This window comes from Paludibaculum fermentans, from assembly GCF_051172195.1.
GTDB lineage: Bacteria > Acidobacteriota > Terriglobia > Bryobacterales > Bryobacteraceae > Paludibaculum > Paludibaculum fermentans_A.
The window spans coordinates 1,760,241-1,785,429 of sequence record NZ_JBPJAQ010000002.1 but is presented as its reverse complement, the minus strand read 5'-3'; the positions used below and the strand labels follow the sequence as shown (position 1 = coordinate 1,785,429).

The 25,189-nt window shown below is 60.0% G+C and carries 19 protein-coding genes; 9 read left to right on the top strand and 10 right to left on the bottom strand.

Annotated features, from left to right (window positions below; all coding sequences use genetic code 11):
* Positions 1-46: 46 nt before the first annotated feature.
* Both ACR9Y2_RS33695 and ACR9Y2_RS33690 read right to left on the bottom strand, forming a co-directional pair.
* On the bottom strand, positions 47-979 hold the full coding sequence (locus ACR9Y2_RS33695; protein WP_435046274.1) for a sugar phosphate isomerase/epimerase family protein: 933 nt from the start codon (positions 977-979) through the stop codon (positions 47-49).
* Positions 976-2,562, bottom strand: a complete 1,587-nt coding sequence (locus ACR9Y2_RS33690; protein ID WP_435046273.1) for a Gfo/Idh/MocA family protein — start codon at positions 2,560-2,562, stop codon at positions 976-978. Before ACR9Y2_RS33690 ends, ACR9Y2_RS33695 begins: the two co-directional genes overlap by 4 nt.
* Before the next feature lie 150 nt (positions 2,563-2,712).
* Between ACR9Y2_RS33690 and hisC the strand changes: the two genes are divergently transcribed.
* The 8 genes from hisC to gpmA all read left to right on the top strand — a co-directional run bounded on the left by hisC (position 2,713) and on the right by gpmA (position 12,040).
* The gene (gene hisC, locus ACR9Y2_RS33685) at positions 2,713-3,834 is read left to right on the top strand and encodes a histidinol-phosphate transaminase (protein ID WP_435046272.1); all 1,122 of its coding nucleotides are present in this window, start codon (positions 2,713-2,715) and stop codon (positions 3,832-3,834) included.
* A complete protein-coding gene (hppD, locus tag ACR9Y2_RS33680; protein ID WP_435046271.1) occupies positions 3,807-4,907 on the top strand; it encodes a 4-hydroxyphenylpyruvate dioxygenase in 1,101 nt (366 codons plus the stop codon). Before hisC ends, hppD begins: the two co-directional genes overlap by 28 nt.
* 118 nt (positions 4,908-5,025) lie before the next feature.
* Complete coding sequence (locus ACR9Y2_RS33675) at positions 5,026-7,413, top strand: hybrid sensor histidine kinase/response regulator (RefSeq protein ID WP_435046270.1); 2,388 nt, start codon at positions 5,026-5,028, stop codon at positions 7,411-7,413.
* 14 nt (positions 7,414-7,427) lie between these two features.
* Entirely contained in the window at positions 7,428-8,660 is a 1,233-nt protein-coding gene (locus tag ACR9Y2_RS33670; RefSeq protein ID WP_435046269.1) for an HDOD domain-containing protein, read from the top strand.
* A gap of 39 nt (positions 8,661-8,699) precedes the next feature.
* Positions 8,700-9,482 carry a HipA family kinase gene (locus tag ACR9Y2_RS33665; protein ID WP_435046268.1) on the top strand — a complete coding sequence of 261 codons (783 nt, stop codon included), beginning with the start codon at positions 8,700-8,702 and terminating at the stop codon, positions 9,480-9,482.
* Positions 9,460-9,855 carry a DUF3037 domain-containing protein gene (locus ACR9Y2_RS33660; RefSeq protein WP_435046267.1) on the top strand — a complete coding sequence of 132 codons (396 nt, stop codon included), beginning with the start codon at positions 9,460-9,462 and terminating at the stop codon, positions 9,853-9,855. Before ACR9Y2_RS33665 ends, ACR9Y2_RS33660 begins: the two co-directional genes overlap by 23 nt.
* Positions 9,856-9,994: 139 nt before the next feature.
* Complete coding sequence (gene eno / locus ACR9Y2_RS33655) at positions 9,995-11,281, top strand: phosphopyruvate hydratase (RefSeq protein WP_435046266.1); 1,287 nt, start codon at positions 9,995-9,997, stop codon at positions 11,279-11,281.
* Between the two features lie 9 nt (positions 11,282-11,290).
* Positions 11,291-12,040, top strand: a complete 750-nt coding sequence (gpmA, locus tag ACR9Y2_RS33650; protein WP_435046265.1) for a 2,3-diphosphoglycerate-dependent phosphoglycerate mutase — start codon at positions 11,291-11,293, stop codon at positions 12,038-12,040.
* A 99-nt stretch (positions 12,041-12,139) separates the two neighbouring features.
* Here gpmA and ACR9Y2_RS33645 read toward each other — a convergent pair whose 3' ends face one another.
* The 7 genes from ACR9Y2_RS33645 to ACR9Y2_RS33615 all read right to left on the bottom strand — a co-directional run bounded on the left by ACR9Y2_RS33645 (position 12,140) and on the right by ACR9Y2_RS33615 (position 22,067).
* Positions 12,140-14,416: a response regulator gene (locus ACR9Y2_RS33645; protein WP_435046264.1), complete on the bottom strand. Its 2,277-nt coding sequence runs from the start codon at positions 14,414-14,416 to the stop codon at positions 12,140-12,142.
* Entirely contained in the window at positions 14,413-16,614 is a 2,202-nt protein-coding gene (locus ACR9Y2_RS33640; protein ID WP_435046263.1) for a sensor histidine kinase, read from the bottom strand. Before ACR9Y2_RS33640 ends, ACR9Y2_RS33645 begins: the two co-directional genes overlap by 4 nt.
* 4 nt (positions 16,615-16,618) lie before the next feature.
* The gene (locus tag ACR9Y2_RS33635) at positions 16,619-17,653 is read right to left on the bottom strand and encodes a phosphate/phosphite/phosphonate ABC transporter substrate-binding protein (RefSeq protein ID WP_435046262.1); all 1,035 of its coding nucleotides are present in this window, start codon (positions 17,651-17,653) and stop codon (positions 16,619-16,621) included.
* The gene (locus ACR9Y2_RS33630) at positions 17,654-18,631 is read right to left on the bottom strand and encodes a phosphate/phosphite/phosphonate ABC transporter substrate-binding protein (RefSeq protein ID WP_435046261.1); all 978 of its coding nucleotides are present in this window, start codon (positions 18,629-18,631) and stop codon (positions 17,654-17,656) included. It lies immediately after the preceding gene.
* Between the two features lie 3 nt (positions 18,632-18,634).
* Positions 18,635-19,603, bottom strand: a complete 969-nt coding sequence (locus ACR9Y2_RS33625; protein ID WP_435046260.1) for a phosphate/phosphite/phosphonate ABC transporter substrate-binding protein — start codon at positions 19,601-19,603, stop codon at positions 18,635-18,637.
* Between the two features lie 2 nt (positions 19,604-19,605).
* On the bottom strand, positions 19,606-20,475 hold the full coding sequence (locus ACR9Y2_RS33620) for a PhnD/SsuA/transferrin family substrate-binding protein (RefSeq protein ID WP_435046259.1): 870 nt from the start codon (positions 20,473-20,475) through the stop codon (positions 19,606-19,608).
* Positions 20,476-20,588: 113 nt separating this feature from the next.
* Entirely contained in the window at positions 20,589-22,067 is a 1,479-nt protein-coding gene (locus tag ACR9Y2_RS33615; protein ID WP_435046258.1) for a TolC family protein, read from the bottom strand.
* A gap of 316 nt (positions 22,068-22,383) precedes the next feature.
* On the opposite strand from ACR9Y2_RS33615, the gene ACR9Y2_RS33610 reads away from it, so the two are divergent.
* Positions 22,384-23,835, top strand: coding sequence for a hypothetical protein (locus tag ACR9Y2_RS33610; protein WP_435046257.1), 1,452 nt, complete (start codon positions 22,384-22,386; stop codon positions 23,833-23,835).
* An 18-nt stretch (positions 23,836-23,853) separates the two neighbouring features.
* On the opposite strand, the gene ACR9Y2_RS33605 is transcribed toward ACR9Y2_RS33610, so the two are convergent.
* Positions 23,854-25,158 carry a Gfo/Idh/MocA family protein gene (locus ACR9Y2_RS33605; protein ID WP_435046256.1) on the bottom strand — a complete coding sequence of 435 codons (1,305 nt, stop codon included), beginning with the start codon at positions 25,156-25,158 and terminating at the stop codon, positions 23,854-23,856.
* Between the last annotated feature and the right edge of the window lie 31 nt (positions 25,159-25,189).

Below are 25,189 nucleotides of genomic sequence, written 5' to 3'. Positions count from 1 at the left end.
ATGGTTGCCCTGGCGGAATCCACACCGGTTCCGCCAGAGCTAGCGGCTAAGCCAGGGCGTCCTGGCAGAACTTGACACACGTCTTCATTTCGGCCAGCACGCTGGAACCGGCCGGAACCTCATACTCCAACTCGATGTTTGCCGGCCACTCGTACTTCTCCTTTTTCATCAGCTGCAGCACTTCTTTCAGAGGAGTGTCGCCCTGGCCCCAGGGCGCGTTCCCCCCGCCCTTCGTACCGAACTTCTTGTCCTTCAGGTGAAAGCTGGTGATGCGGTCGTGATGTTCTTTGATAAATGGGATGGGCGACCCGTTGATCGCCTCGGTGAAGTGGCCCACATCCAGATTGATCGAGTTGTATTTCGATTGCGACAGCGCCACATCCCAGCTATGCGCATCCACATGCGTGTGGTTGTGGTAACCGATGAAGATCTTGTGTTTGGTCGCATATTCGCCTACGCGCTTGGAGTGCTCCGCCTTTGTGGGCAGCTCCATCGTGATGCAGTTAGCGCCCAGCGTCTTCGCCACCGTGCAGATGTACTCATACTCGTCATCCGACATAGAGGCTTCGAGTGGGAGCTTGAAAATGTCGATCTTGACACCGGCGTCGTTGTAAAGCTTACGGAATTCCTTGTACTTACCCATCGATGCCGATAGCCGCCACTTCTTGCGCTCATCCGCAAACTTCTGCATCGCTTCGCGGCGCTCCGGCGTCATCTCACGTCCAGCACTTGCCGGGAACTTCGGCGGGGCGGGCGCACCCGCAAATGACTCCGCGGGGTCGGACATCAGTTCGATCGAGCTCAGACCAAGCTCGACGCAAAACTTCAAAACGTCCTGCGCCGTGCTCGGCAAGGCGCGGAAGCTGTAGGTGATCGCGCCGATCTGCACGCCCCCGAACTTGGAATTCGCCGCTGCCCGAAGTGTGGCAGCCGGCAGCGCGGCCATTGCGGCTTTACCCAATTCCCTGCGCGTCATCATACCTTCACCTCCCAGCCCTTTCTGTAGGCGGGCTTCACCCATTGATTCGCCGCCTTGTTGTTGCTGAACTCGCCTTTGGCGTTGTCCCACAGCAGCTTGCCCTCGACATGAACCGCGGCCGAGCCCAGTACGAGCCATTCGGTATAAGGCGCCGCGATGGAGAAGTTGGAGCAGGCCGGCGCTCCCCCCTTGCAGGCGCGCACCCAATCGTGGAGATGCGCCGCATGGTTGCTGCCTGTGCTCGCACCGGGCGAACGCGATAGATATGGATCCGGCAGCTTGTATTCGCTCCAGCGCGCCCCGGGCAGCAACCCGACGCCCTCACCCCTTCCGCTGGTGCCCATATACCCCTTCGAGCCGGCGAAGATCAGATTGTACCCGCTGCGATTGGCTGGACCCGCGGGCCTGACTGCCGGACGAGGCGCCTGGGCTGGGGCCACGCCGCCCGTACCCATGCGGAAGCCACCCTGCCCTTGCATGGGCCCCACCTGCGGGCCCTCACCGGGAACTTTGCGTGCGTCCTCGATAGTCATGCCGGGCGGCAGATAGGCGTCGCCATTTGCGTGGTGATACCAATACACCGTCACTGGAGGCATGCCGGGACGTGCCGCGAAGTCGTACCTGATCGTGAGCTCGTCCGGGAAGGTGAACGGCGGCAAGTCACTCTTTTTGATACACTCCACGCTCACCAGGTATTTAGGGCTCAACTGCAGCGCCCAATTGGCGGGGCCCAGGATATGGACGCCCCAGTCGCCGATCAGGCTGCTGCCGAAATCGTAGAATCCGCGCCAGTTGAACGGCAAGTAGAATCCGAAACCATCCGTCGAATTCGGCCGGCCAGCTTTGGCATTGCGATCCGCCACAAAAGCCGCGTAGTCGGCATCTCCTGCCGCGAATGGCCTCGAGGCGGCTGTGCCCAGCCAAAGGTCCCAGTTGAGCGTATCCGGGACGGGTGCCGGTGGCGGCACCTTCGTCATGCCCTGCGGCCAGCTTGGCTTACCGGTCCAGGCGTGAACTTCCTTCACCTCGCCGATCTCACCGGCCCAGAAGATCTCGCAGGCAACGCGTGTGGCATCGTGCGAATAGCCTTGATTTCCCATCTGAGTGGCGACGTTATACCGCTCGGCTGCCGCCGCCATCATGCGCGCTTCGCCCGAGAGCCGGGTCAGCGGCTTCTCGACATAGACGTGCTTGCCCGCCTGCATGCAGTGGATCGCGCAGTAGGCGTGCATGTGGTCCGGTGGGCCAACGACAATGGCGTCGATGTCCTTGCCGGACTTGTCCAGCATCTCCCGAAAATCCCGGTAGCGCCTGGCGTCGGGAAATCGTTCGAACGATTCCTTGCCGCGGGCCCAATCCACATCGGCCAGCGCAACTACATTCTCAACACCGGAATGGGCTAGCTTCAGATCGGCGGCAGGCTGTCCGCCGGCGCCGATCGCGGCCAGGTTCAGCTTCTCATTTGGGGATTTGTAGCCCATGGCCTTCAGCGAGGCAACACTGCCGAAACCGCCCAGGGGGATCGCACCGGCCAGCAGTGCGCCATGGAAGAAATGCCGGCGGGACAAATGGGATGATGACAAGGGAAAGAACCTCTCAAAGAGCCTATCGTAATCAGCGCAATCGGCGCACCTGCCAGCAATGCACCCACAGCCGCGGCGGGTGACGGACGCCGGTCCAATTCCCAGCCGCTCGACGAGCCCGGCACGGTGTCTATAATAGGTGACGACCGAATGCCTCTAGTCCCGCCGTATATCGAAGCCCTCCGCCCCTATGTGGCGGGCATGAGCCCGGAGGCGGCGCGGCTTCGTTACCACCTCGAGCACGTCGACAAACTTGCGTCCAATGAAAACCCGCTAGGCCCATCGCCCCTGGCGGTGGAAGCGATGCAACGGACCCTGGCCGGACTTCACTTCTATCCGAGCGGAGGGGCGGCGCTCCGCCAGCGGATGGCCGAACTGTATGAAGTCAAAGTGGAGAACGTCATCGCGGGCAGTGGCAGCGAAGGCATTATGGCGAATATTATTCGCACCTTTCTGCTGGATGACGACGAAGTACTGACCACCGAAAACGCCTTCATCGGCTTCCGCGTCCTGGCCCAGTCACGGGGTATCGCTTACCGGACGGTGCCATACCAGGACTGGCGGTACGACCTGCCCAAGCTCGCAGCCGCCATCACCGAGAAGACCAAGATTGTTTACCTGGCGAACCCCAACAATCCGACAGGCACGATCTTCACCCGACACGAATTTGACGAGTTCTACAGCCACGTCCCCGAGCGCGTCCTGATTATTCTCGATGAAGCTTACTTTGAGTACGCCAAGGACCATCCGAAGTACCCGGATTCGATGCATTACCGGTATGACAACGTCATCACGCTGCGGACCTTCTCGAAGATCTACGGTCTCGCCGGCGTCCGCATCGGCTACGGCTTTGCCCACGAGAATCTCATCGCCAATCTGCTCAAAGTAAAGCTGCCATTCGAGCCCAGCACAGTCGCCGAGGCAGCCGGCATCGCAGCGCTCGAGGATCGTGAGTTTTTGCACCGTTCACTGGAATTGAACGCCCGGGGCCTGCGGTTGTTCATGCAGGCCTTTCAGGAACTTGGGTTAGCTACCGTCCAGAGCCAGGCGAATTTTGTGATGCTGCCCATGTCTTCGCCGGACCAAGCTGACCGCATTGCCACGAAATTGTTGAGCCGGGGCACCATCGTAAGACCGCTCCATGCCTTCGGCCTGCCCGCCTGCCTGCGGATTTCGACAGGGGCCATGGATGCGAATGAACGGTGCGTGGAAAACATGCGCCTGGCCGTTATGGAGGAGAAATCATGTCCGAGTCCGACCTCTTCCCGCTGAGCGGGATCGATCATATTCACTTCCTGGTGGCCAACGCCAAACAGGCGGCTTACTACTATCGCGCCGCCTTTGGGTTTCGCATCACGGCCTACCGCGGTCCGGAGACGGGCACTCGCGAAGCAGCCAGCTATGTATTGGAGCAGGACCGCATTCGTTTCGTCCTCTCTACGCCGCTCAGCAGCGACAATCCGATGTACGACCATATCCGGCGTCACGGCGACGGCGTACGCGACGTGGCGTTTCTCGTGGAAGACGCCGCCGGAGCCTGGCGCGGTGCGGTCGAGCGTGGTTCTGAATCCGCTTACGAGCCTTCCGTCCTGGAGGACGAGAACGGCATCGTCCGTATGGCAGGCATCAAAACCTACGGTGACACAATCCATTCTTTCATCAGCCGCCATGGCTACAAGGGCGTCTTCCGCCCGGGATTTGTCCCGGTCCCGCAGGAAGATGAAGCGGCAAGACCAGTTGGTCTGCGCCAAGTGGACCACATCGTCAGCAATGTACCCCTGGGCGAAATGACCCGCTGGGTTTCGCACTATCAGAGCACCCTCGGATTCTCCCTATTCCAGAGCTTCGACGATCGGGATATCAGCACCGAGTACACCGCGCTCATGTCGAAGGTCATGGCCAACGGCAATGGCCGCATCAAATTCCCCATCAACGAGCCGGCCCCGGGCAAGCGGAAATCCCAGATTGAGGAGTATCTCGAAGCCTACGAAGGCGCCGGCGTCCAGCATATTGCCATGACAACAGGCAATATTGTAGAGACTGTGAGCCGCATGAAGGCGCAGGGCGTGGAATTCCTGCATGTGCCGGCTTCCTACTACGAGCAATTGAAGTCCCGCGTGGGCTCAATTGACGAACCACTGGACGAGTTGGCTCGCCTGGGTATTTTGGTGGACCGCGATGAAGAGGGCTACCTGCTTCAGATCTTCACGAAACCCGTGCTCGACCGCCCTACCCTGTTCTACGAGATCATTCAGCGCAAAGGCAGCCGCAGCTTTGGGAAAGGCAACTTCAAAGCCCTGTTCGAAGCGATTGAAAGGGAGCAGGAATTAAGGGGAAACCTTTAGGCGCGCTGGAACCGCACCTTAGTGTGTGACACGATACTGCCCGATTGCGTTATGGTTAAGGCGTCCATGTCTGAAATTGGTTGGTGACGAGTAGTCCGTCGCGCTTTGGAGCCGAACCATGAACGATCGGGAATCGTGCACTGCCCGCCATATCGTTCTCGTCGTTGACGACGACCAGCAGATCCGTCAACTCCTGGCGGATCGCCTGGCGAGGGACGGCTATGATGTCAGGGCTGCACATGGTGCGGCGGAAGCGCTCCAGATTACAGCCCGCGAACTGCCGTGCGTCATTCTTTTAGATGTTGTCATGCCGGGCATGACTGGCATCGAATTGTGCCGCCATTTCAGGTCCGATCCGCGAACCGCGCAGATTCCAATCATCATTCTCACTGGAATGGTCACTGAAGAGGACGTCGAGGCTGGTGCGGAAGCGGGCGCTTCGGACTACATCAAGAAGCCCTTCGACCTGGATGAGGTGCGGTTCCGAGTCCGCGCACAGATCCGGCTGCATGAGGCGATTCGCAAACAAAGCCGCACGCAGGACCGGCTGAGCCTCATCAGTAGGGCCGCCAAGGACGCCATTATCCTGCTGGACGATGAAGGCCGCGTGGTTCACTGGAACGAGGCGGCTATAGGCATGTTCGGCTACGAAACCTCAGAAGTGATCGGCCGCAACATGCACTCCTTGCTGGCGCCAAGCCGTTTTCTCGACGCCCATCGCTCAGCGTTCTCCAACTTCCAGAAGACTGGCCAGGGCGCCGCCGTCGGAGTCACTCTGGATTTGGTGGCGTTGCGGCATTCCGGCGAGGAGTTCCCGATTGAACTCTCGCTCACGGCTACCCCTGTGGATGACAAATGGTGGGCGCTTGGCATCGTCAGGGATATCAGCCACCGCAGACAAGTGGAAAGAACACTGCGCGAAAGCGAAGAGCGATTCCGGCGCCTGTTCGAAGAGGGGCCTCTCGGTATTGCACTGATTAATCCGGACTTCCGGGTGAATCGCGCCAACGCGGCCCTGGTGCGCATGCTGGGTTACAGCGAAGCCGAGATGCAGGACCTCTCCGTCATCGAACTAACCGCACCGGAAGACATCGACGTCACCCTGAAGCAGGCGAACGGGTTGCTCCGCGGCGAAATGCCGCACTACCAGTTGCAGAAGCGGTATGTAACCAAAGCCGGATCAGTGATTTGGGCCAACACAACGGTTTCCCTGATTCGCGACGAACAAGGCGATCCCATCTATGGCCTGGTGATGATTGAAGACATCACGGCCAGGGTGGAGTTCGACCAGAATCAGCGGATGGCCGAAGCCCGGCTGCGTGAGAGCGAGAACCGGCTGACCAAGATCCTTGAAAATGTACCCGTTGGGATTGCCATCGTCAGCCTCGACAAGAAGATTCGTTGGGCCAATCAGGCAGCATTGAGTATGATCGGCGCCCCCGAGTTGGAGATTATCGTCGGTCAGCCGTGCAACCAGGTGCTCTGCCAGTTCACCGATTCCAATTGCCCCTTCTGCGATGGCAACGATGCGGTCTTCAGCGCCGAAACAACAATGTCGCGCAGCGACGGTGCGCTTCTGCCGGTGCTCAAGAGTGCCCACACCGTGGAGTTCGACAACGAGATTGTGCGACTGGAGACCTTCATGGATCTCCGCGATCGCAAGCGCCTGGAAACGGAACTCGGCCATTCCCGGAAATTGGAAGCAGTCGGCCAGTTGGCCGCCGGCGTCGCCCACGAAATCAACACGCCCATTCAGTACGTGGGCGATAGCGTCCAATTCCTCAAAGAAGCGTTCGACAGCTTCGTCCAGTTGCTGCCCAACTATCGGAAGCTTCTGATCACGCCTCATGCCACCAGCGAGTACGAGGCTCTCTCGCTGGAGACCAAACGATTGGAAGAGGAGATGGATCTCGATTGGTTGTTGAACGAGATCCCGTCCTCATTCAGCCGCTGCCTGGACGGAGTGGAACGCGTCGCGCGAATCGTTCGTGCCATGAAGGAATTTGCCCACCCTGATCAGCGGGAGAAGGGGCCAGCCGACCTGAATCACGCCATCCAGAGCACACTCACCATCGCCCACAACGAGTACAAGTACGTGGCCGACATTGAATCGCATTTCGGTGACATCCCCAACGTGATCTGTCATGTCTCAGAGCTGAACCAGGTCTTCCTCAACCTGATTGTGAACGCGGCCCATGCGATTGCCGGCCACCTGGGCGGCACCGGCCTGCGCGGCGCCATAGGCATCACTACATCTAGACAGGGGCCGAACGTCAGAATCGACTTCGAGGACACCGGCGGCGGCATTCCAGACGAGATCCGGGATCGGATTTTCGATCCCTTCTTCACCACCAAACCGGTAGGAAAGGGCACCGGCCAGGGGTTGGCCATTGCCCGGTCCGTCGTAGTGGACAAGCATGGCGGAACTTTGACATTCCAATCCAAGCACGGGCTGGGCACTACGTTTACGGTGCTCCTGCCTATTGACGGCAAGCATTCGGAGTAAAGTGAGACGGTCAGATGAGTAAGAAAACGGTCCTCTTCGTGGATGATGAGCTGAATGTTCTGGAAGGCCTCCGGACGAGGCTGCACCGCCAGCGCAGCAAGTGGGACATGGTGTTTGTCCAGAGCGGCAGGGAAGCCCTGGAGCGGCTGGCACAAGGCGATGTGGATGTTCTCGTCACCGACATGCGCATGCCGGAGATGGACGGCGTTACACTTCTGAAACGAGCCCAGGAAGAGCACCCTCGCGTGGTCCGCATCGTCCTCTCCGGCCACGCTGAGCTGGAAGCGGCCCTCAGGGCCATCCACGTCGCGCATCAGTTCCTCAGCAAGCCCTGCGAAGCCGGTGTCATTGAAAACGTGGTGGACCGCGCCTGTAATCTGCAATCGCTGCTCCACAACGAGGCGCTCGAGCAGACCGTGGGCCGCATCGAGAATCTGCCTTCCCCGCCGGTCATCTACTCGCAGCTGATGGTTGCCCTGAATAACGAGTTCGCAAGCCCGATCACGGTCGCTTCCATCCTGAAACAGGATATGGCGATGTGTGCGAAAACGCTGCAGCTCGTCAATTCCGCCTTTTTCGGCTTCACCCACAAAATCACCGAAGTGCAGGACGCCGTCACTTACCTGGGTTACAACACGATCCGCCAGATTGTGCTCACCGTCGAGGTGTTCCATCGGCCAAAGAGCAAATCAATGCCGGCCATCACCCTGGAGGCACTGCAGACGCACGCCTGCCTTGTGGGGGCGCTCGCGTCAAACCTGCTGACAGACAAACGGGATAAGGAAGACGCCTTCATTTCCGGCCTGCTCCACGACATCGGCAAGCTGGTAGTCGCCACCGAAATGCCCGACTCCTATAAGAAGCTTCAGATGCTGGCGCTGAAGCCGGAATTGAGTTCGCTGGAAGCCGAGATGCAGGTGTTGGGTGTGACTCACGCCGAGATCGGCGGGTATCTCCTCGGCTTATGGGGCCTGCCCTACTCCGTGGTGGAGGCGGTCGCGAATCACCATAACCCCGCCAAGGTGGAGATCCCAGGACTTAGCGTTTTGGCTGCCATTCATGTCGCAGACGCCCTGCTACATGAGGAGATGCGCATCCGCCGCCCCTCTTCGAAGCCTCATCGGCCGATCCTGGACTACGCTTTCATCGAGCAGCAGGGCTTGTCGAAGAGCCTGCCCATCTGGCGCGACAAGGCACGCCAACAGATGGACCTCGGCGCTCGTGGCATGTCCAAAGCCCTGGGTTAGGATGCGCCGCCGGCCTGTCAGCCGATACACTTTGAATTCATGTTGCGAACAGTGCAGGCAACCCGCTATGTCACACCATTGCGTGAAGGCGGCTCTCTGCCGGCGATCGTGGAAGCAGACGATCTCGGCCTGTATGTGGTGAAGTTCCGCGGCGCCGGCCAGGGACCGCTTGCCCTGGTTGCGGAACTCATTGCCGGAGAGATCGGACGGGCCCTGGGTTTGAACGTGCCGGAATTGGTCTTTATTGAGGTCGACGCAGGCCTCACCCGCAACGACCCCGATTATGAGATCCGGCAACTGCTGCAAGCCAGCGTGGGCCTGAATCTCGCCCTGGACTACCTGCCTGGTTCCACCATGTTCGATCCCGCCGCACGAGACAAGGCGCCGGCGGACCTCGCCTCCATGGCCGTGTGGTTTGACGCCTTCGTCACCAATATCGACAGAACTGCCAGCAACCCCAATCTGCTTGTGTGGCACAAAGCGCTCTACTTCATCGATCATGGCGCGGCCCTGTACTTCCATCACAACTGGCAGAGCCTCGACCAGATGGCGCAATCGGCGTTCCCCGCCGTGAAGAAACACCTGCTGCTCCGCTGGGCCTCGAATCTCCAGCAGGCCGAGGCGGAAGCATTGTCGAAACTGGACGAATCTGTATTCGCGAGAATTCTGGACCAGGTGCCGGAGGCGTGGCTTGCCCCGAATCCGGGAGATGGAGATGCATCCGGCCGCCGAGCCGGCTACCAGCGGTTCCTTACCGAACGGCTGGCTGCATCCGCGAGCTTTACGGAGGAGGCCCGGCGTGCCCGATCAGAGCTCGTTTGACTATGCAGTCCTGCGCCTCGTGCCCCGAGTCGAACGCGAGGAGTTCATCAACGCCGGCGTCATTGTGTACTGCCGGCAACTGCGGTTCCTCTCGGTTAGCCTTGGTTTGGACGAACCACGGGTAAAGGCCTTGTGGCCGGAGGCCGACCTCGGTGATCTCCGGTGCCGCCTGGAAGCGTTCCAGCGCATCGCCGCAGGCGACCCGGACGCCGGTCCCATCGCCCAACTGACACAAAGCGAACGCTTTTACTGGCTAGCCGCACCCCGCAGCACGATCATCCAGGTCTCTCCCATACACAGTGGCCTCTGCCGTTCACCCAAAGAGGCGCTCGATACCCTTTGCCAGCGCCTGCTGGCCGCAACCACCCTCTGAATCCTGACGTTGCCGTGGTTCCCGTTACAGACCGGTGACCGCCGCTCAAGGCTCAGAAGGAAGGCTGTCTGCCGCCCGAGATGTGCGAAAATAAGGGAGTCAGCCCTCTGATTCCAATCCCTTGAGAGAAGACATCCATATGACCGAAATCGTAGATATCGTCGCACGTGAGATTCTGGATTCCCGCGGCAATCCCACCGTTGAAGCAGACGTTTACCTTTCCAGCGGCAGCATGGGCCGCGCGGCCGTCCCCTCGGGCGCTTCCACGGGCGAGAACGAAGCCTGCGAACTGCGCGACGGCGACAAGTCGCGGTACCTGGGCAAGGGTACGCTGAACGCCGTTCACAACATCGGCGAAGAGATTCTGCCCGCCGTGCTCGGCATGGACGCCGGCCGCCAGCAGGACCTCGACGCCAAGATGATCGAGGTGGATGGCACCCCGAACAAGAGCCGCCTGGGCGCCAACGCCATTCTGGCTGTCTCGATGGCCGCTGCCCGCGCCGCCGCCGACGCCTATGGACTGCCGCTCTATCGCTACCTCGGCGGCGTGAACGCCCGCACGCTCCCCGTGCCGAACATGAACATCATCAATGGCGGCGCGCACGCTGACAACAGCGTCGACTTCCAGGAGTTCATGATCAGCCCCCACGGCGCCGACACCTTCTCGAATGCCATTCGCATGGGCGCGGAAGTGTTCCACACCCTCAAGGGCGTGCTCAAGAAGCGCGGCTACTCCACGGCGGTCGGTGACGAGGGCGGTTTTGCTCCGAACCTGAAGTCGAATGATGAAGCGGTGGAAGTAATCCTCGAGGCGATCGAGAAGGCCGGCTATAAACCAGGCGAGCAGATTTCCATCTCCCTCGACCCCGCATCCAGCGAGTTCTACGACCGCGAGAAGCAGAAGTACGTCTTCAAGAAGAGCGACAAGCGCGAACTGTCCAGCGACGAAATGATCGCCTTCTGGGCCAATTGGGTTGCCCAGTACCCGATCCTCTCCATCGAAGACGGCATGGCCGAGTTCGATTGGGACGGCTGGAAGAAGATCACGGACCAACTCGGCTCCAAGATCCAGTTGGTGGGTGATGATCTGTTCGTCACGAACCCCGAGATCCTGGCCAAGGGCATCGCCACCGGCACCGCCAATTCGATCCTGATCAAGGTGAACCAGATCGGCACGCTCAGCGAGACCCTGGATGCGATGGAAATGGCATTCAAGGCTCATTACACCTGCATGACCTCGCATCGCTCGGGCGAAACCGAAGACTCGTTCATCGCCGACCTCGCCGTCGCCACCGGCTGCGGCCAGATCAAGACCGGTTCCGCCAGTCGTACCGACCGTATGGCGAAGTACAACCAGTTGCTCCGGATTGAGCAGGAGCTAGGCGCCACCGCCCGCTACGCTGGCCGCAAAGCGTTCAACCAGTAAGGATCCCGCATGTATAAACTCGTCCTCATCCGCCACGGCGAAAGCACGTGGAATAAGGAGAACCGCTTCACCGGCTGGACGGACGTCGATCTCAGTGAGAAGGGCGTTCAGGAGGCAGTGGAAGCAGGCCAGGTACTGGCCAGAGAAGGCTTCCTGTTCGATCTGGCCTACACCTCGGTGCTCAAGCGCGCTATCAAGACGCTGAATACCGTGCTGGACCAGATGGACCAGCTCTGGATCCCGGTGGAACGTTCGTGGCGGCTGAATGAACGCCACTACGGCGGCCTGCAAGGCCTCAACAAGTCGGAGACGGCCGACAAGTACGGCGAAGCCCAGGTCAAGATCTGGCGCCGCAGCTATGACGTACCGCCACCCGCCCTGACAGCCGATGATGAACGGTTCCCCGGCCGCGACCGCCGCTATACGGATGTCGCCGCGTCGGACCTGCCGCTCACCGAATGCCTGAAGGACACCGTCGCCCGGTTTCTGCCCCTGTGGCACGAATCCATCGCGCCTGCCGTCAAGAGCGGCAAACGCGTGGTCATCGGCGCGCACGGCAACAGCCTCCGGGCCCTGGTGAAGTACCTCGACAACGTGAGCGAAGCCGACATCCTGGAACTCAACATTCCGACCGCCATGCCGTTGGTTTATGAGCTGGATGCCGATTTGAAGCCCATCAAGTCTTACTACCTCGGCGACCCCGAGAAGGTGAAGGCCGCCATGGACGCAGTCGCGAAGCAGGGCCAGAAAAAGGCCTGACCGCAGTTCCGGTCGAATATCGAAACGGAGGGCCCGATTCCCCAACAGGAATCGGGCCCTCGCTGTTTTTAACCGGCGGAGGAGCCGGAGCGCATCAGCTTAGGCAGCCAGATTGGGGCCGCTCTCCTGTTCCTGGCCCACCGGCTCCAAGTCAGACACCTCCGCATGCTGCTCCTGCGCGCCGCTGATATTCTCCAGCCGGGCAGTCGTCACTCGCTCACTCGCCGACCGGATGAGGTCGTTGTTCATGTCCGGCGTCTGGCACTGTCCCCACAAGTGGAGCGCGCGGCGCAGCTCTTCGAATTCAATCGGCTTGCTCAAATAGTCGTTCATTCCGGCTGCCAGGCAAGCCGTCCTGTCCTCAGTCGTGGCCGCCGCGGTTAGCGCCACAACTGGCACACACGATTGGGAGGAAGGCATCCGCCTGATTCTTCTCGTCGCCTCCAGCCCATCCACGGCCGGCATGTGGACATCCATCAACACGATATCGTACGCGTTCGTCTCCACCCGGCTCACCGCCGCCCGCCCGTCACTGGCGAAATCCGCCTGGCACCCCAGCTTCTGCAGCATCCGCAGAATGACCATCTGGTTCACCATGTTGTCTTCCGCCACAAGGATCTTCAGCGCCTTCAGGTGGCCGCTCTCCGCCAGTTCCACAGGTTTCCTGGCCGCGGCGGCGATGCCCGCGGAGATTGTGAACTCGAAATCTGTGCCCTCGCCCAAGCGGCTGTCAACGTGGATCTCACCACCCATCATCTCCACGAGACTCTTCGAGATGGCCAGCCCCAGGCCCGTTCCGCCATAACACCGGCTGGTGGAAGCATCCACCTGGCTGAATGACTGAAACAGGCGATCGACTCGATCCTCGGCAATCCCAATCCCGGTGTCTTTTACCGAGATCCGGATAAACTGCCGACCTTCCATCGGGCCCGGCCCGTCCAGATGAGCCTCCATGCGAATGGAGCCCTGTTGAGTGAACTTCACCGCATTGCTCATCAGGTTCGCGGTAACTTGGCGTAACCTCGTCGCATCGCCCAGCACAATGGCCGGGAGACTCTCGTCCAGGCGCAGCGAGTACTCGAGGTTCTTCTCCTCGGCGCCCTTTCGGAACAGTTCAAAACTCCATTCCAGGCAGCCTCGAATGTCGAACGGCTCTTCTTCAAGTTCCAGCCTTCCGGACTCAATCTTGCTGAAATCTAGGACGTCGTCGAGCACGCGCCGCAGAACTTCCCCCGAGGTCCGAATCAAACCCATCATCGGGCGCAAGTCATCGGCGTTCGGCTCCTCTTCCAGAAGAAAGCTAAGCCCCAGGATTCCATTGAGCGGAGTTCTGATCTCGTGGCTCATGTTGGCCAGGAACTCGCTCTTCGCCTTCGCAGCCGCATCGGCGCCTTGGCGCGCCCGCACCAGTTCTACTTCCATCCGTTTACGGTCGCTGATATCCAGCACAAAACAGAGCGAGTACCCGACACCAGCTATGACCACCCGCCGCGCCCACAACAATCCCGTGCGATTGCCCAACACCGAACTGCGATAAGTCAATTCGTGCGAGTCGATGCTCCGTCCCTCACTCAGCATTTCCTGAATCTTGGCAAAATCGGCCGGATCGTGGACCCACTCCAGATCCACCATGCGCCGGCCAATGATCTTCGCCTTCTCGAGTCCGATCAGCTCTTCCATTGCCCGGTTTACGTCGACGAAGGAGCCGTCCAGCGCAGACAGGGTGATCCCGATCGGGCTGGATTCGAATACCGTGCGGAACGCCAGTTCCGCGGCCGCCTTCTCCGCCAACTGGCTCTTGATCCGTTCGTTCGCGTCGCGCAGTTCGGCCGTACGCCGGGCCACCATCAGATCCAGGTCTTCCAGTCGGGCTTGCGCCTGGCGGCTCACCAGCCATTTGCGGGTCAGCGCGTGCGCCAATTGGATGACTTCAATGTTGTCGAACGGTTTCTTCAGGATCAGCAGGTTCTCAGACTGCCCCAGGTGGCGTTGTATTTCGTTCCACGAGTAGTCCGAGTAGGCCGTGCAAACGACCACCTGCAGGCTTGGATATGCATGCCATAGATGAGTGATCGTCTCGACGCCATCCCACCCGGGCGGCATCCGCACATCCACGAACGCCAACGCATAAGGACGCCCTTCCACCAGCGACTGTTCCAGCTTTTTCAGCCCCTGCTGCCCTTGAAAGGCTGAGTCGATCTCAAACCGCGTCAGCGGCATAGGATCTGCGCCAAAGAGAATGCTCTCATCCTCTTGCAGATTCTCCTGCGCCGCAATCTCTCCCAGCAGGATCTTCTTCAGATCATCGTGAATTGCCTTGTTGTCGTCGATAACCAGAATTCTGTGGTTCGGTTCCAGGAGACTTGGTGTTGTCATGTCACGACCCCCTTCATGTCCTCGGCAAGTTTCATCGGAAGTTCGAGCGTGAAGGTCGCACCCTTGCCGGGTCCATCACTCTCGGCTCTCAAGGAGCCGCCCATTTCGCTGGCCGCCAGTGCGCACGAGTGCAGACCAAAGCCATGGCCATTGGCCTTGGTCGTGAATCCATGTCCAAAGATACGAGTGAGATTCTCGGCCGGCAGGCCGACGCCGTTATCCTGCACACTCAGGCTCATGCGCCGCTCCCCCTTGCGCCGCACACACACTCGAATCGTCTTCTCCGTGGTGCCATCCACCTCCTTCAGCGCCTGCTTCGCATTCCGTAGAAGGTTGAGCAGTATCTGCAGGATCTTGTGCTTCACCACCGCAATCTCAGGCAGCGTCTCGAAGTCGCGCACAACGGTAATCCCATGCCGGGCGAAGCCCGGATCCAGGATGCGAATCGCATCGTCCATCATCTCGGGTATCTTGATGTTCTCCACCAAACCCGATACTTTGGCGTAGCTCTGCTGCGTGGCCACAATCTGCTTGATATGACCTACGTGGGAACTCAGCATTTCGAGTTCCTGCAGGATGCCATCCCGCTCCGACTTGAAGTGTCCCCCGAGCTTAACCAGATAGGGCAGCACCCGCTGTCCCTTGGGATCGTTGGTCAGGAAACCCGAAACATCGCTTGAATGCTGTTCCAGCATCCCGACTAGCGAAACCAGATTGTCTACCCGCGACTCGCGAATCTTGCCTGCCACCAGCGAGGTCGACACATTCACACTGTTCAGGACGTTGCCGACATTGTGGAGCACACCCGTCGCAATCTCGGCCATGCCTGCTTCACGTGACAGTTCAATCAGTCTCTGTTGCGCCGCGGCCAGTTCGGAGTGCGCCCGGTCTTTGGCAGCGATCTGCTCCTGCAGTTCCTTCGTCCGCTCAATCACCCTCTGTTCCAGGGTTTGCTTGGCGTCAATCAATGCCGTTCTGACCCTGTGCCGGGCAATGGACGCGCCCAGCATGTCAGCCACCGCGCGCAGACTATCCTTTTCAGCCTCGCCCCATTCGCGCGGTTGGGAGAAGTCGTCGATGCAAACTACACCCCACCACTGGCCGGTGACAATTACCGGGACCAGGATGGCCGAACAGATGCGCGCCTCGATGTCCTCACTCAGCAATTCCGCAGCGCCGGCGGGGATCACCGTTACGATGTTGCCCGCCTGGAGCGATTCAATCCAGCCGCTGGCCGGCTCGCCCGACCAGTTGAAACAGGCCCAACCCTTCAAGTTGGCATCTTCTCCGGGAGCAACCCACTCCCTTTGCAGGGCGACCTGGATCCCCTCTTCCAAACTGGAGATCTTGAGAACACACGCCCGGTTGGTCCCGGCCGCCTGCCCCACCCTCTCCAGCACTTTACCGATAATCGTGTCTCCATCACCGTCCGACAGGAACTCCTTGGCCGCAAAACTGACGCTATCCAGAATCTGGTTTCTTGCCAGGATCGTGCGGGCCATGTCATTAAATGCTTCCGCCAGCCTCTGGATCTCATCCCGGCTGCGAACATCGGCTCGAGCCCGCAAATCGCCCTGCGCCACCTGCTCCACCGCGGAATGCAGAATCTGGATCGGACGCACCAGGCGCGCGGCATACACCAGCGAAATCAGAAGACTCAGGCAGCCGCACAGGATGGCCAACCCGGCCGTGCGGGTATAGGTGCGCCGCACACTCTGGTCGTACGCCTCCAAAGACAACCCGACATGGATCCAACCCCATTGAATGCCGCTGTAGTCGAACGGAAAAGCATACTGGAATACGCGCCGGCCAAACAGAGGCACGATTCCGATCGAACTGGTAGGAGTTCGTGCCGCCGGACGCCATGTTTCATTCAACTTATCGATCTTCCAGGTTGACCGGTCCACTACAATTGAGAACCCGTCATTCTTGGTCACCACCACATAGTCGATCGCTGTATCGCCGGAGAGCACCTGCATCGCCTGATCGACAACAGAGGAGTAGTCCTCTGATACTGCCGCACCAGCAGCTACGCCTCGTATCGACACCGCGACGCCCCGCGCTTTCGATTCCAGGCCCAACTCGAACTCGCGCTTCTGTTCCGGCACGATCACCATGACGAAGACGGCCAGCGTGACAAGCGTCACCAGCCAACCCAGCAAGGTGATGCGGAGAGTGATGCCCTTCGGCATATGCATTGCCTTAATTCCTCCCCTTCCCTCTGTCCAAATTGCCGTACTCCGCGATTGGGAGCATGGAAGGTACACGATTCTGCGCGGCACCCGGCAAATGGGAATACTCCCGCCACAGCTCCCTGACTGGATCGAGATCGCCCGCCTGGAGCCGTACAATCCGATCGGTCTTGAAGACCATCAGCAACTGGCGATGGCGCACATCTTCGTGCAGCGAGAGAATCGCGTCCACCAGTTCCGCCCGATACGGGTGGGGCTCAACGGGCGTGGCAATCACGCTCTCCACCAACGGCCGGGAACGCATCAGCACTTTCAACCGCGATAGTTGAGGATTCATCTCCTTGGCCAGATTCAGATTCACCTCGTCGACCACACATGCATCCACCGTGCCGAAAAACAAAGGTAGGATGCAGGCCTGCGCCTTGGGCGCCAATCGGATCGAACTGAAAAAAGTCCCGGCCCGCCCCAGTTTCTCCCGGCTCAGGGCAACATCCGTCCACGCAAGGGCCGTGTTTGATCCGCCCCGCGAAGAGACCAGAATGCTCTTTCCGCGCAACTCGGCCAGCGAGGTCACCTTGCTGGCAGGATTCACCAGTAGAACGTAGGAGTAGGACGCACTACCGGAGTTCAACGCCAGCGTGAGAATCGGCACCATCAGGTGACTGCTCTCCAGATCCAAATACTCCGCAATACCCGGGATAACCACATCAACGGACTTCTCCAGCAAGCGAGCCTTCAGGTCGGCGGAGCTTTCGACAATGTCTACTTTGCAATCCAGCAGGAACCCGCGCTGGCGCGCTACCGTCTCGAACCAGACCTTCAGAGCCGAACGAACGTCGTTCTGATTAACGCCGTACAACATCCTGTCGCTCGTGACCACATTCACTCGCGTACGACGCAATGCACGGCCGCCGGCGCCCTCCCCGTTTACCTGACCCGCAGGCTGCGCGATGGCCAGCACTGACACGCACACCAACGCAAGGAAGAATCCCACCGGCGTCGCTTGCACGGGGTGACGAAGCTGTTCCGGGCGGCCCTGCTGCATCTATGGCCGTCCCTTCGCTGCCGCATCTTCCAGGCGCACGGGCCGCTGCCCCATTGCAGGGCTGGAGGATTCCACGATGTGGCGATATTTTGTGCGCAGCATGCGGACCGAATCGAACTGCGCCTTGTTGGCACGGACAAGCGGGCCAATCCTGAAGACGATGCCAAGTTGTTCACCAGCCGGCGTCTTGTGCATGCTCAGCAGGGAGGCCAGCAATTCCGCCTGGTATGGATGCGGCTGCAGCGGCATCGCCACGACGCCTTCCAGGAATGGCTCAGACTGGGCCACAACCCGCAGCCGGCCCAACTGCGGATTCAGCTCCTTCATCGCTTCCCAGTTCGCTGAATCCACCACGCAACCATCAACCCGGCGAAAGAACAGGGGCATGACACACTGCGAAGCGCGGTAATTGATCTCGAGACTGCTGAAGTAGGCGGATGCCCGCCCCAGCCTGTTCTCACCCAGCAGCGTCTCCAGCCACATGAGACCAAGGTTCGATTTCGTCCTGGAAGAAATCACGATCTTCTTCTCTCGGAGGCTGCCTAGCGGACTCGCCCCGGGGGCATCATTCATCAGCAACAAGTAGGAATAGGCCGCCGGCTGACCCCGGTTTGTTCCGGCAAAAACAGTGTCCAGCAGGTTCATGTCGGCAAGTGTCAAATAATCGGATGTGTCCAGAACCAGTAGATCGACCGCCCGTTCCTTCAGGCTCTGCCGCATCTGCGAGATCGATTGGGCAATCCCCACCTTGGCGTCCAACTGAAAGCCTCGCAGCTTCCCTAGCTGGTCCGACCAGACTTTCATTGAGGCAATCGCGTCCGCCTGGTTCACGTTGGCGAAAACCAACTCGCTCGCCGCGACACGCAGGTATGAGCGAGTCAAACCCGGCACCCCCGGCGAGTCATCACCGCACGCCCGCAGCGGGACGTCATGAATGGCAAGCACGAGGAAGAGCAATGAAGCCAGGCGCACGGTCATGGCTTACCCTTTCCTCGCCGGGAGCCTATGGCCCCTCACCCGGTCGGCCGCGTCCAGAATGGCAAGAGCAGTCGTGAGACAGCCCGCATCCTTCACCATCAACTCCTCGAATTGGAAGAGCGTGGCCAATTGCTGCCCGGCAGTTGAGTTGCGCAGGCCGGAAATTACCTTGATGAGCCGTCGCCGGTTCTGCTCCTGGTAGTGCCTACGGAAAATGTAGAAACTCAACACCATCAACGGCGAACTTGCGATCGCTGTCAGCTCCCTGGCCACCTGCGGGTTCAACTCGCACATCGTCTCGAACCCACGCTTCGAGGTCAGACAGGCTTCGGCCTGCCCGAAGAATACGGGTAGTACCACCCGCGAGAATTTGGTATCCACCGTGATGGAGGAAAAGAACTGCCCGGCAGGACCCTGATGCGCCGCATCCAATATGGTTAACAGCCAGTCCGAGGCCAGGCACATCCTGGGCGATTTCAACAGACAGAAGCGTTTGCCCTGCAGATCACTCAGCTGCCGGATCCCGCTATTCTGTTTCACCAGAATCAGGTATTGCTCCAGTCCCGCCGCGCCGCCCGCCGCCACAATCTGGCTGGAATCCAACAACTCGGCAATCTGCCGGTACTCCAGGACGTTCAATGCAGCCGCATCCAGGTCACCCTTGCGCATCCGGTCTTGAATTTCCTGGGTGGTCGAGAACAGCTTCGGATCGATCTGAACGTTCAGGTCCTTCGTCATCAGGGCAACCCACACCTTCATGGCGGCCCGCGCATCATTGAGATTGACGTCACCTACGATGCTTTCCGAAAGGGCAAGCCGAACAGGGACACTCTCATCAAATGCGAGCAGCGCGCCAGGCAGAAGCGGAACTCCGCCGAGGGCAAGTGCCAGGACGCTGCGGCGCGTCGCCTTCTCTCGATGTGTCTCCACCGCGAGGGTCCTCAGGATCTTCTCTGTCGGATCGAGTCTCATGCCTAAATATCCTTGCGGCCCGCAGGACCGCGGCGACCTCGAATCCTGTCGGCTGCCTCCAGGACGCTGAGTGCGCTCGAGAAACAGCTCGCATCTCGCAGAGTCAACTCGTCGAATTGAAACAGCATGGCTAGCTGGCGCCCCGCTGCGGTGGAGCGCAAGCCGGAGAGCGCCTTGACGAACCGCTCGCGGTACACCGTCTGATAGTTCTTCCGGAAGAAATACGCGTTGACAATCATGCCGGGGGAGGTAGCAATCGCCTTCAACTCCTTCGCGACTTGAGGATTCAATTCGCACATGGAGTCGAACCCCCGCTTCGTCGTTATGCAGGCGTCTGCCTGGCCAAAGAACACGGGCAAAACAACTCGTCCGACTTTGCTGTCCGTGAGGACCGATGCGAAGTACTTATCCCCGGGGCCGGAATACGCTCCATCCAGAACTGTGGTGAGCCACGCCGGAGCAACACACATCCTCGGATTCTTGAGCATCATCAGCCGGCTGCCCTTCAAATCCGCCGGCTTGTGGATGCTGCCGCTGTTCTTCACCAGAATGAGGTACTGTTCCGGTCCGGCAGCGCTTCCCTCAGCGACAACCTGACTGGAATCCAACGTCTCCGCTACCTGCCGGTATTCAAGGACATTCAGGGCGACGGCATCGAACAATCCCTTGCGCGCCCGGTTCAGGATCTCCTGGGAGGTGTCGAAAGCCTTGGTGTTATAGTCCACGGCTATGTTCATCTCCTGGGCAATTCGCTTCACCCAGATGGACATCGCCGCACTCGCGTCATTGGTATTCACGTCCATCACCAGGCTCTCCGAGACCGCCAGCCGCAATGGCGGCACCTGCTCCGTCGCTGACCACGCCGCAGGCAAGGCGCTTCCGCCCAGCAAAACGGCTAGCGCGCGACGGCGGGTACTTACCCTGCCGGCTGCTTCTCTCATCGGCCCTGGAATGCGGTGCTCCATTGCAATACTCGGCCGCCGGGTTATGGCTTCGAAGTAATCCTCTCGCTGACCTCTTTTCCAATCACCACCGAAAGCCGCGACTCGATCGCCACGTGGTCATAGCGCGTCTTGTAGAACTGCGCGCTCATCAGTGCCTCGAAAAGCTGCGCGCGGATCACTTTTTCCGTATCCACCAGCTCGTTCTGATAGGCCCTGGACGTCAACTCCCGGTTCTCGCGCGCAGCCACCATCGCACGCTCCGCCGATTGGTAAGTCTTCGACGCTGCTTCGAGGCTCAGAAACAACTCCCTGATCTGCAGCCCGATTCCTTCTCGCAACAGGAGCTTCTCTTCCTTCAACTTCGCGATCCGCGCCAACGCCTCGCTTACGCGGTTTCTGGTCAGAAACCCGTCAAAGATCGGAATCTCCGCGCCGATCCCGATCGTCCACCCTGTCTTGTTCCTCGCCGTGGCCGTTCCTGATGAGTAGTCGTTCCACCAGCGATGCACTTCCCCGGTGAGTGCAACCTTCGGATAGTAGCCGCTGCGCGCCGTCGAGAGTGCTCCATCCAGCGCCTTCAGGCCGGCCTCCACCTTCGCCCAATCCGGATTGAACTCATACGCCGAGCTCACCAGGTCCGACGCATTGCCGGCGAATGGGCGGTGCGGCACTTCCTCGCTCGCAGGAACCACCGTTGCATCCCACGACAATCCCATCGTGTAGGCCAGCGCGGCCTGTGCCGCGGCCTCGTTCTTTGCCAGCTCCGCCACCGTCGACCGGATGGTCTCGACCATTACGAGATTGTCCAGATAGTCGGTCTTGTTCACTCGCCCCGCGCCGTTCTTGTAAAGCGATTCCGTCAGCTCCAGCGTCACCTCCATGCGCGCCAGGGTGTCCTGGCCCAGCTGATGCAACTGCCGGGCCAGCACCGCCCCGTAGTAGAGGCGGACAACACTGTCGGTGAGCTCCAGGTCCGTACGCCGCACGTCTGCCTGCGCCGCCATCTTCCCGCCTAGCGCCTGCTGCCTGTATCCACTCCGCATGCCCCCATCGAAGAGCAGCCAGGTGAAGTTGCCGCTCGCCGTCACACTCTGCGGGTCCATCAACTTGACGTCTTGTTCAGGTATTGGGAACACCTGCGCGTTCGTGGTGATGCTCTGGCCCGGGAACGAAACCGGCATCTGCACAGCGACTGGTGGAAACCCGGGACCGAACGCATTGGCCGGTATCGTCACTGCGGTCGAACCGCCCGGCACCGTCACCGTCTGCGACGGAATATACATGTTGCTGGCCGGAAAGACGAAGTTCGGCGCTTCGTCCAACCGGAACCAACCAGCTTTCGCGTTCACCTGCGGCCAATAGCCCGCCAGCGCCTGCCGGTGCTGTGCTTCCGCCATCGCCACTGCAAACCGGGACGCGGGCCGGCGATGGTTTCTCTCCATCGTCATCTTCAGGCACTCGTCCAGGGAAAGCACCTGCGGAGCAGCGGCAGGCTTCGTTGCAGCCGTTTGCGCTGTCAACCCGCCGCCAAACAGTGCAGCGCTTCCGACTGCGACGCAAACAAAGCGTACGAAAGAATATAACATACAGATCCCATTATCTGATTTCAAAACGAGAAAGACCCTTGGCGATAGGCTCCTCCTCCTGTCTGTTATCGGGAAGATTGATTGGGATCTTTAGCGCAAAACGTAGTGGATGCAACTCCGTCAAGCCGATTGCCCTCAACAACTCAGGCAAATCTTCAGTCCACCCTCCAAATCGGCGCTCGCGCGCAGCCCACCCTCCTCAAATGGAGGTCATCCTACCCGGCATGGTGGTGTGCTGCAATAAGGGTTCATGCAGTGGTTCCACGTCCGGCGCGCTCCCTGGTTCTGGGCGGGTCCGCTCATCATCCTTGGTTACTTCCTGTACTTCGCCGGCGACGGGCTCAACACCGGCTTCTTCCCCGACGTGATGATGAACATCAGCGGAGCCGTGGAGCGTCCCTTGCCGCGCTTGCTGCTTGATCTCGTTTACCCGGACGAATCGGCCTACCGGCCCGTGGGCGCCCTCGCCTACCGCGGCCTCTACCAGGCCTTCGGTCTTACTCTGGCTCCCTACCGCATCGCCAGCTTTCTGCTGCTGAGCGGAAACCTGCTCCTCGCCGGTTGGCTCGCCCGCCTCCTCAGCGGCTCGCGCTGGGCCGCCCTCTGGGCTATGGCTCTCTTCTCCTACCACGCCTATCTGTCCGACCTCTACTACAGCTCCGCGACTCTTTACGACCTGCTCTGTTGCAGTTTCACCCTCGCCTTCCTCGCCCTCTACGCGCACTGGCGCGGCCGTGGCTGCGTCATCGGCCCCGGACGAACCATCGCGCTCCTCTCCCTGCTCCTGGCCGCGATCGGCGCCAAGGAACTGGGACTCCTCCTGCCCTTGTGCCTCGTCCTGTTTGAACTTGCCTACTTCGGACTCTGGCCGCGCCCGAGCCTGCGCTCGATGATCCCCCTCGGGCTATGCCTACTCACCGGGCTCTCCGCCGTTCTCGCACGGTTTGCCGTCACTACGAAGTTTGGAAGCAATCCCGCCTATCAGGTCGGCCTCTCCGCCGACCGCATCATCGCGAACCTCCAGCACTATGGCGGAATGCTCTTTTATCTCCACCGCGATCTAACGCCCATGGAACTCATCTACGTCGCTCTCGCCGCCGTGGTCCTGATGGTCTTGGTCTACAGCCGGAACGCCGTTCTCTGCCTGACCCTGTTCTTTTTACTTCTCGCCCCAGTGGTAGTCATCGAGCCCCGCAGCTTGTACGTCATCTACATCCCCTATGTCTTCCTCTGCGTCTTCCTGGCCATCGTCCTGCACCGCGTCACCTGCCTGCGCTTCTGCCCCGAAACCATCATGGGCCCGTTGCTCCTGCTCGCCCTGCTTTCCGGGCTCGCCCCGCTGCATGCCTACCGCAAACCCTTCGGCAATGCCTGGATCCGCAATGATGAGTCTCAGGTGGATTCGATCCTCAGCGAATTCCGCCGCGCCGCCCCTGCCCTGCCCCACGCTGCCCGGCTGTACGTCAATTCGGATTCGATCCCGGAAGATGATTATCTGCTCACCTTCACCTTGCGATTGCTGTACCGCGACCGCTATCTCGAGGTCGTGCGCCGCAAACAGCTCCACCATTGCCCCAGCGAAGAGGAATGGACAGGCTACACTCGCGCCTATGACTTCGACGGTTGGAAGTTGAAGGAGATCCGCAGCCGGACGACCGCTTGTGGGGAGAGCGCCGGGGCCACAAGCACCCCGGCGCGTTGAGGAGGAAACTGAACCGTACTACGCGATCTTCGGAACTTCGAAACCCTTGCGATACGGACGCGTGAACATGGCATTCGCCTCGGCGTCGCCCTTCACTTCGCACTTCACCGGATCCACGGTCAGGCTGCGGCCCAGGCGGTAGCTGATATTGGCCAGGTGCATCAGGGTAGCGCTGAGGGCGCCTTCCTCGATGGGCCCATTCAACTTCGAGTAGTCGTTGGCACGCACAGCGTCAATGAAGTTGACCCAGTTCGAACCACCCGCGCTCTTGGCCGGACCCGGCTCCGCTTCGCGGCCCAGGAAGGTCTTGTAAGTGGCATAGCCTTCCACCGCCATATAACCCTTTGAACCGTAGAAAACGTTGCCCACCGTGTTGCTGTCTTTGCGCTTGCCGCCTTCGCCAATGCCGGCTTCATGGTTCGACATCCAGTGCCGCACCTCGAATACCATCATCTTCTTCTTGCCGGCTTCGTCGAACTCATAGGTGGCGGTCAGGACGTTGGGCGTCTCCTGGTCGTCGTCGAACATGAAGTGGCCGCCCATGGCATGCACCTTCGTCGGCAGTTTGACGCCCAGCAGCCAGCGGCAGATGTCCACTTCGTGGATGCCCTGGTTGCCGAAGTCGCCGTTGCCCGTATCCCAGAACCAATGCCAGTTGTAGTGGAAGCGGTTCTTCGTGAACTCACGTTTGGGCGCCGGGCCCAGCCACAGGTCGTAATTCACGCCAGCCGGCACCGCTTCGGGCTTTGCCCGGCCAATCGTGTCGCGCCACTTGTAGCACAGGCCGCGAGCCATATAAACGTCGCCAATCAGACCGTCCTTGATCTGCTGGGCCGCTTCCCGCAAGCCTTCGGTGGAACGCGCGTTCACACCGTGCTGCACGATCTTGCCGTACTTCTTCGTCGCCGCAACAATCTGCTTCGACTCATAGATGTTGTGCGAAGCGGGCTTCTCGACGTACACATGCTTACCCGCCTGCAGCGCCCAAATCGTTTGCAGCGTGTGATTGTGGTTGGGCGTGGCAATGGAGATGGCGTCAATCGACTTGTCTTCCAGCAGCTTCCGCAGGTCGACATAGCGCTCCGGCTTCTTACCCGTAGCCATCGAAACTTCACCCAACCGCTTGTCGAGAATGCTCTCGTCGATATCGCATAGCGCGGCGATTTCGACATTCTTCATCCCCTCATACGCTTTGATGTGGCCGTTCCCCTGCCCGCGAAGACCCACGCAGGCAATGCGGATCGTATCGTTCGGACTGGCCAAGGCACTGGCCGTTAACGGGGCCGCGGCGGCTGCGCTCATCAGGAAGTGGCGGCGGTTCATCTGATCTCCTTTGCGGGCTGCCAATACTATA

Excerpts from the sequence above, each read along its gene's own strand:
- ACR9Y2_RS33695 (WP_435046274.1), bottom strand. The coding sequence starts at position 979 with ATGATGACGCGCAGGGAATTGGGTAAAGCCGCAATGGCCGCGCTGCCG.
- hisC (WP_435046272.1), top strand. The coding sequence starts at position 2,713 with ATGCCTCTAGTCCCGCCGTATATCGAAGCCCTCCGCCCCTATGTGGCG.
- hppD (WP_435046271.1), top strand. The coding sequence starts at position 3,807 with ATGTCCGAGTCCGACCTCTTCCCGCTGAGCGGGATCGATCATATTCAC.
- ACR9Y2_RS33675 (WP_435046270.1), top strand. The coding sequence starts at position 5,026 with ATGAACGATCGGGAATCGTGCACTGCCCGCCATATCGTTCTCGTCGTT.
- ACR9Y2_RS33670 (WP_435046269.1), top strand. The coding sequence starts at position 7,428 with ATGAGTAAGAAAACGGTCCTCTTCGTGGATGATGAGCTGAATGTTCTG.
- ACR9Y2_RS33665 (WP_435046268.1), top strand. The coding sequence starts at position 8,700 with ATGTTGCGAACAGTGCAGGCAACCCGCTATGTCACACCATTGCGTGAA.
- eno (WP_435046266.1), top strand. The coding sequence starts at position 9,995 with ATGACCGAAATCGTAGATATCGTCGCACGTGAGATTCTGGATTCCCGC.
- gpmA (WP_435046265.1), top strand. The coding sequence starts at position 11,291 with ATGTATAAACTCGTCCTCATCCGCCACGGCGAAAGCACGTGGAATAAG.
- ACR9Y2_RS33645 (WP_435046264.1), bottom strand. The coding sequence starts at position 14,416 with ATGACAACACCAAGTCTCCTGGAACCGAACCACAGAATTCTGGTTATC.
- ACR9Y2_RS33640 (WP_435046263.1), bottom strand. The coding sequence starts at position 16,614 with ATGCATATGCCGAAGGGCATCACTCTCCGCATCACCTTGCTGGGTTGG.
- ACR9Y2_RS33635 (WP_435046262.1), bottom strand. The coding sequence starts at position 17,653 with ATGCAGCAGGGCCGCCCGGAACAGCTTCGTCACCCCGTGCAAGCGACG.
- ACR9Y2_RS33630 (WP_435046261.1), bottom strand. The coding sequence starts at position 18,631 with ATGACCGTGCGCCTGGCTTCATTGCTCTTCCTCGTGCTTGCCATTCAT.
- ACR9Y2_RS33625 (WP_435046260.1), bottom strand. The coding sequence starts at position 19,603 with ATGAGACTCGATCCGACAGAGAAGATCCTGAGGACCCTCGCGGTGGAG.
- ACR9Y2_RS33610 (WP_435046257.1), top strand. The coding sequence starts at position 22,384 with ATGCAGTGGTTCCACGTCCGGCGCGCTCCCTGGTTCTGGGCGGGTCCG.
- ACR9Y2_RS33605 (WP_435046256.1), bottom strand. The coding sequence starts at position 25,158 with ATGAACCGCCGCCACTTCCTGATGAGCGCAGCCGCCGCGGCCCCGTTA.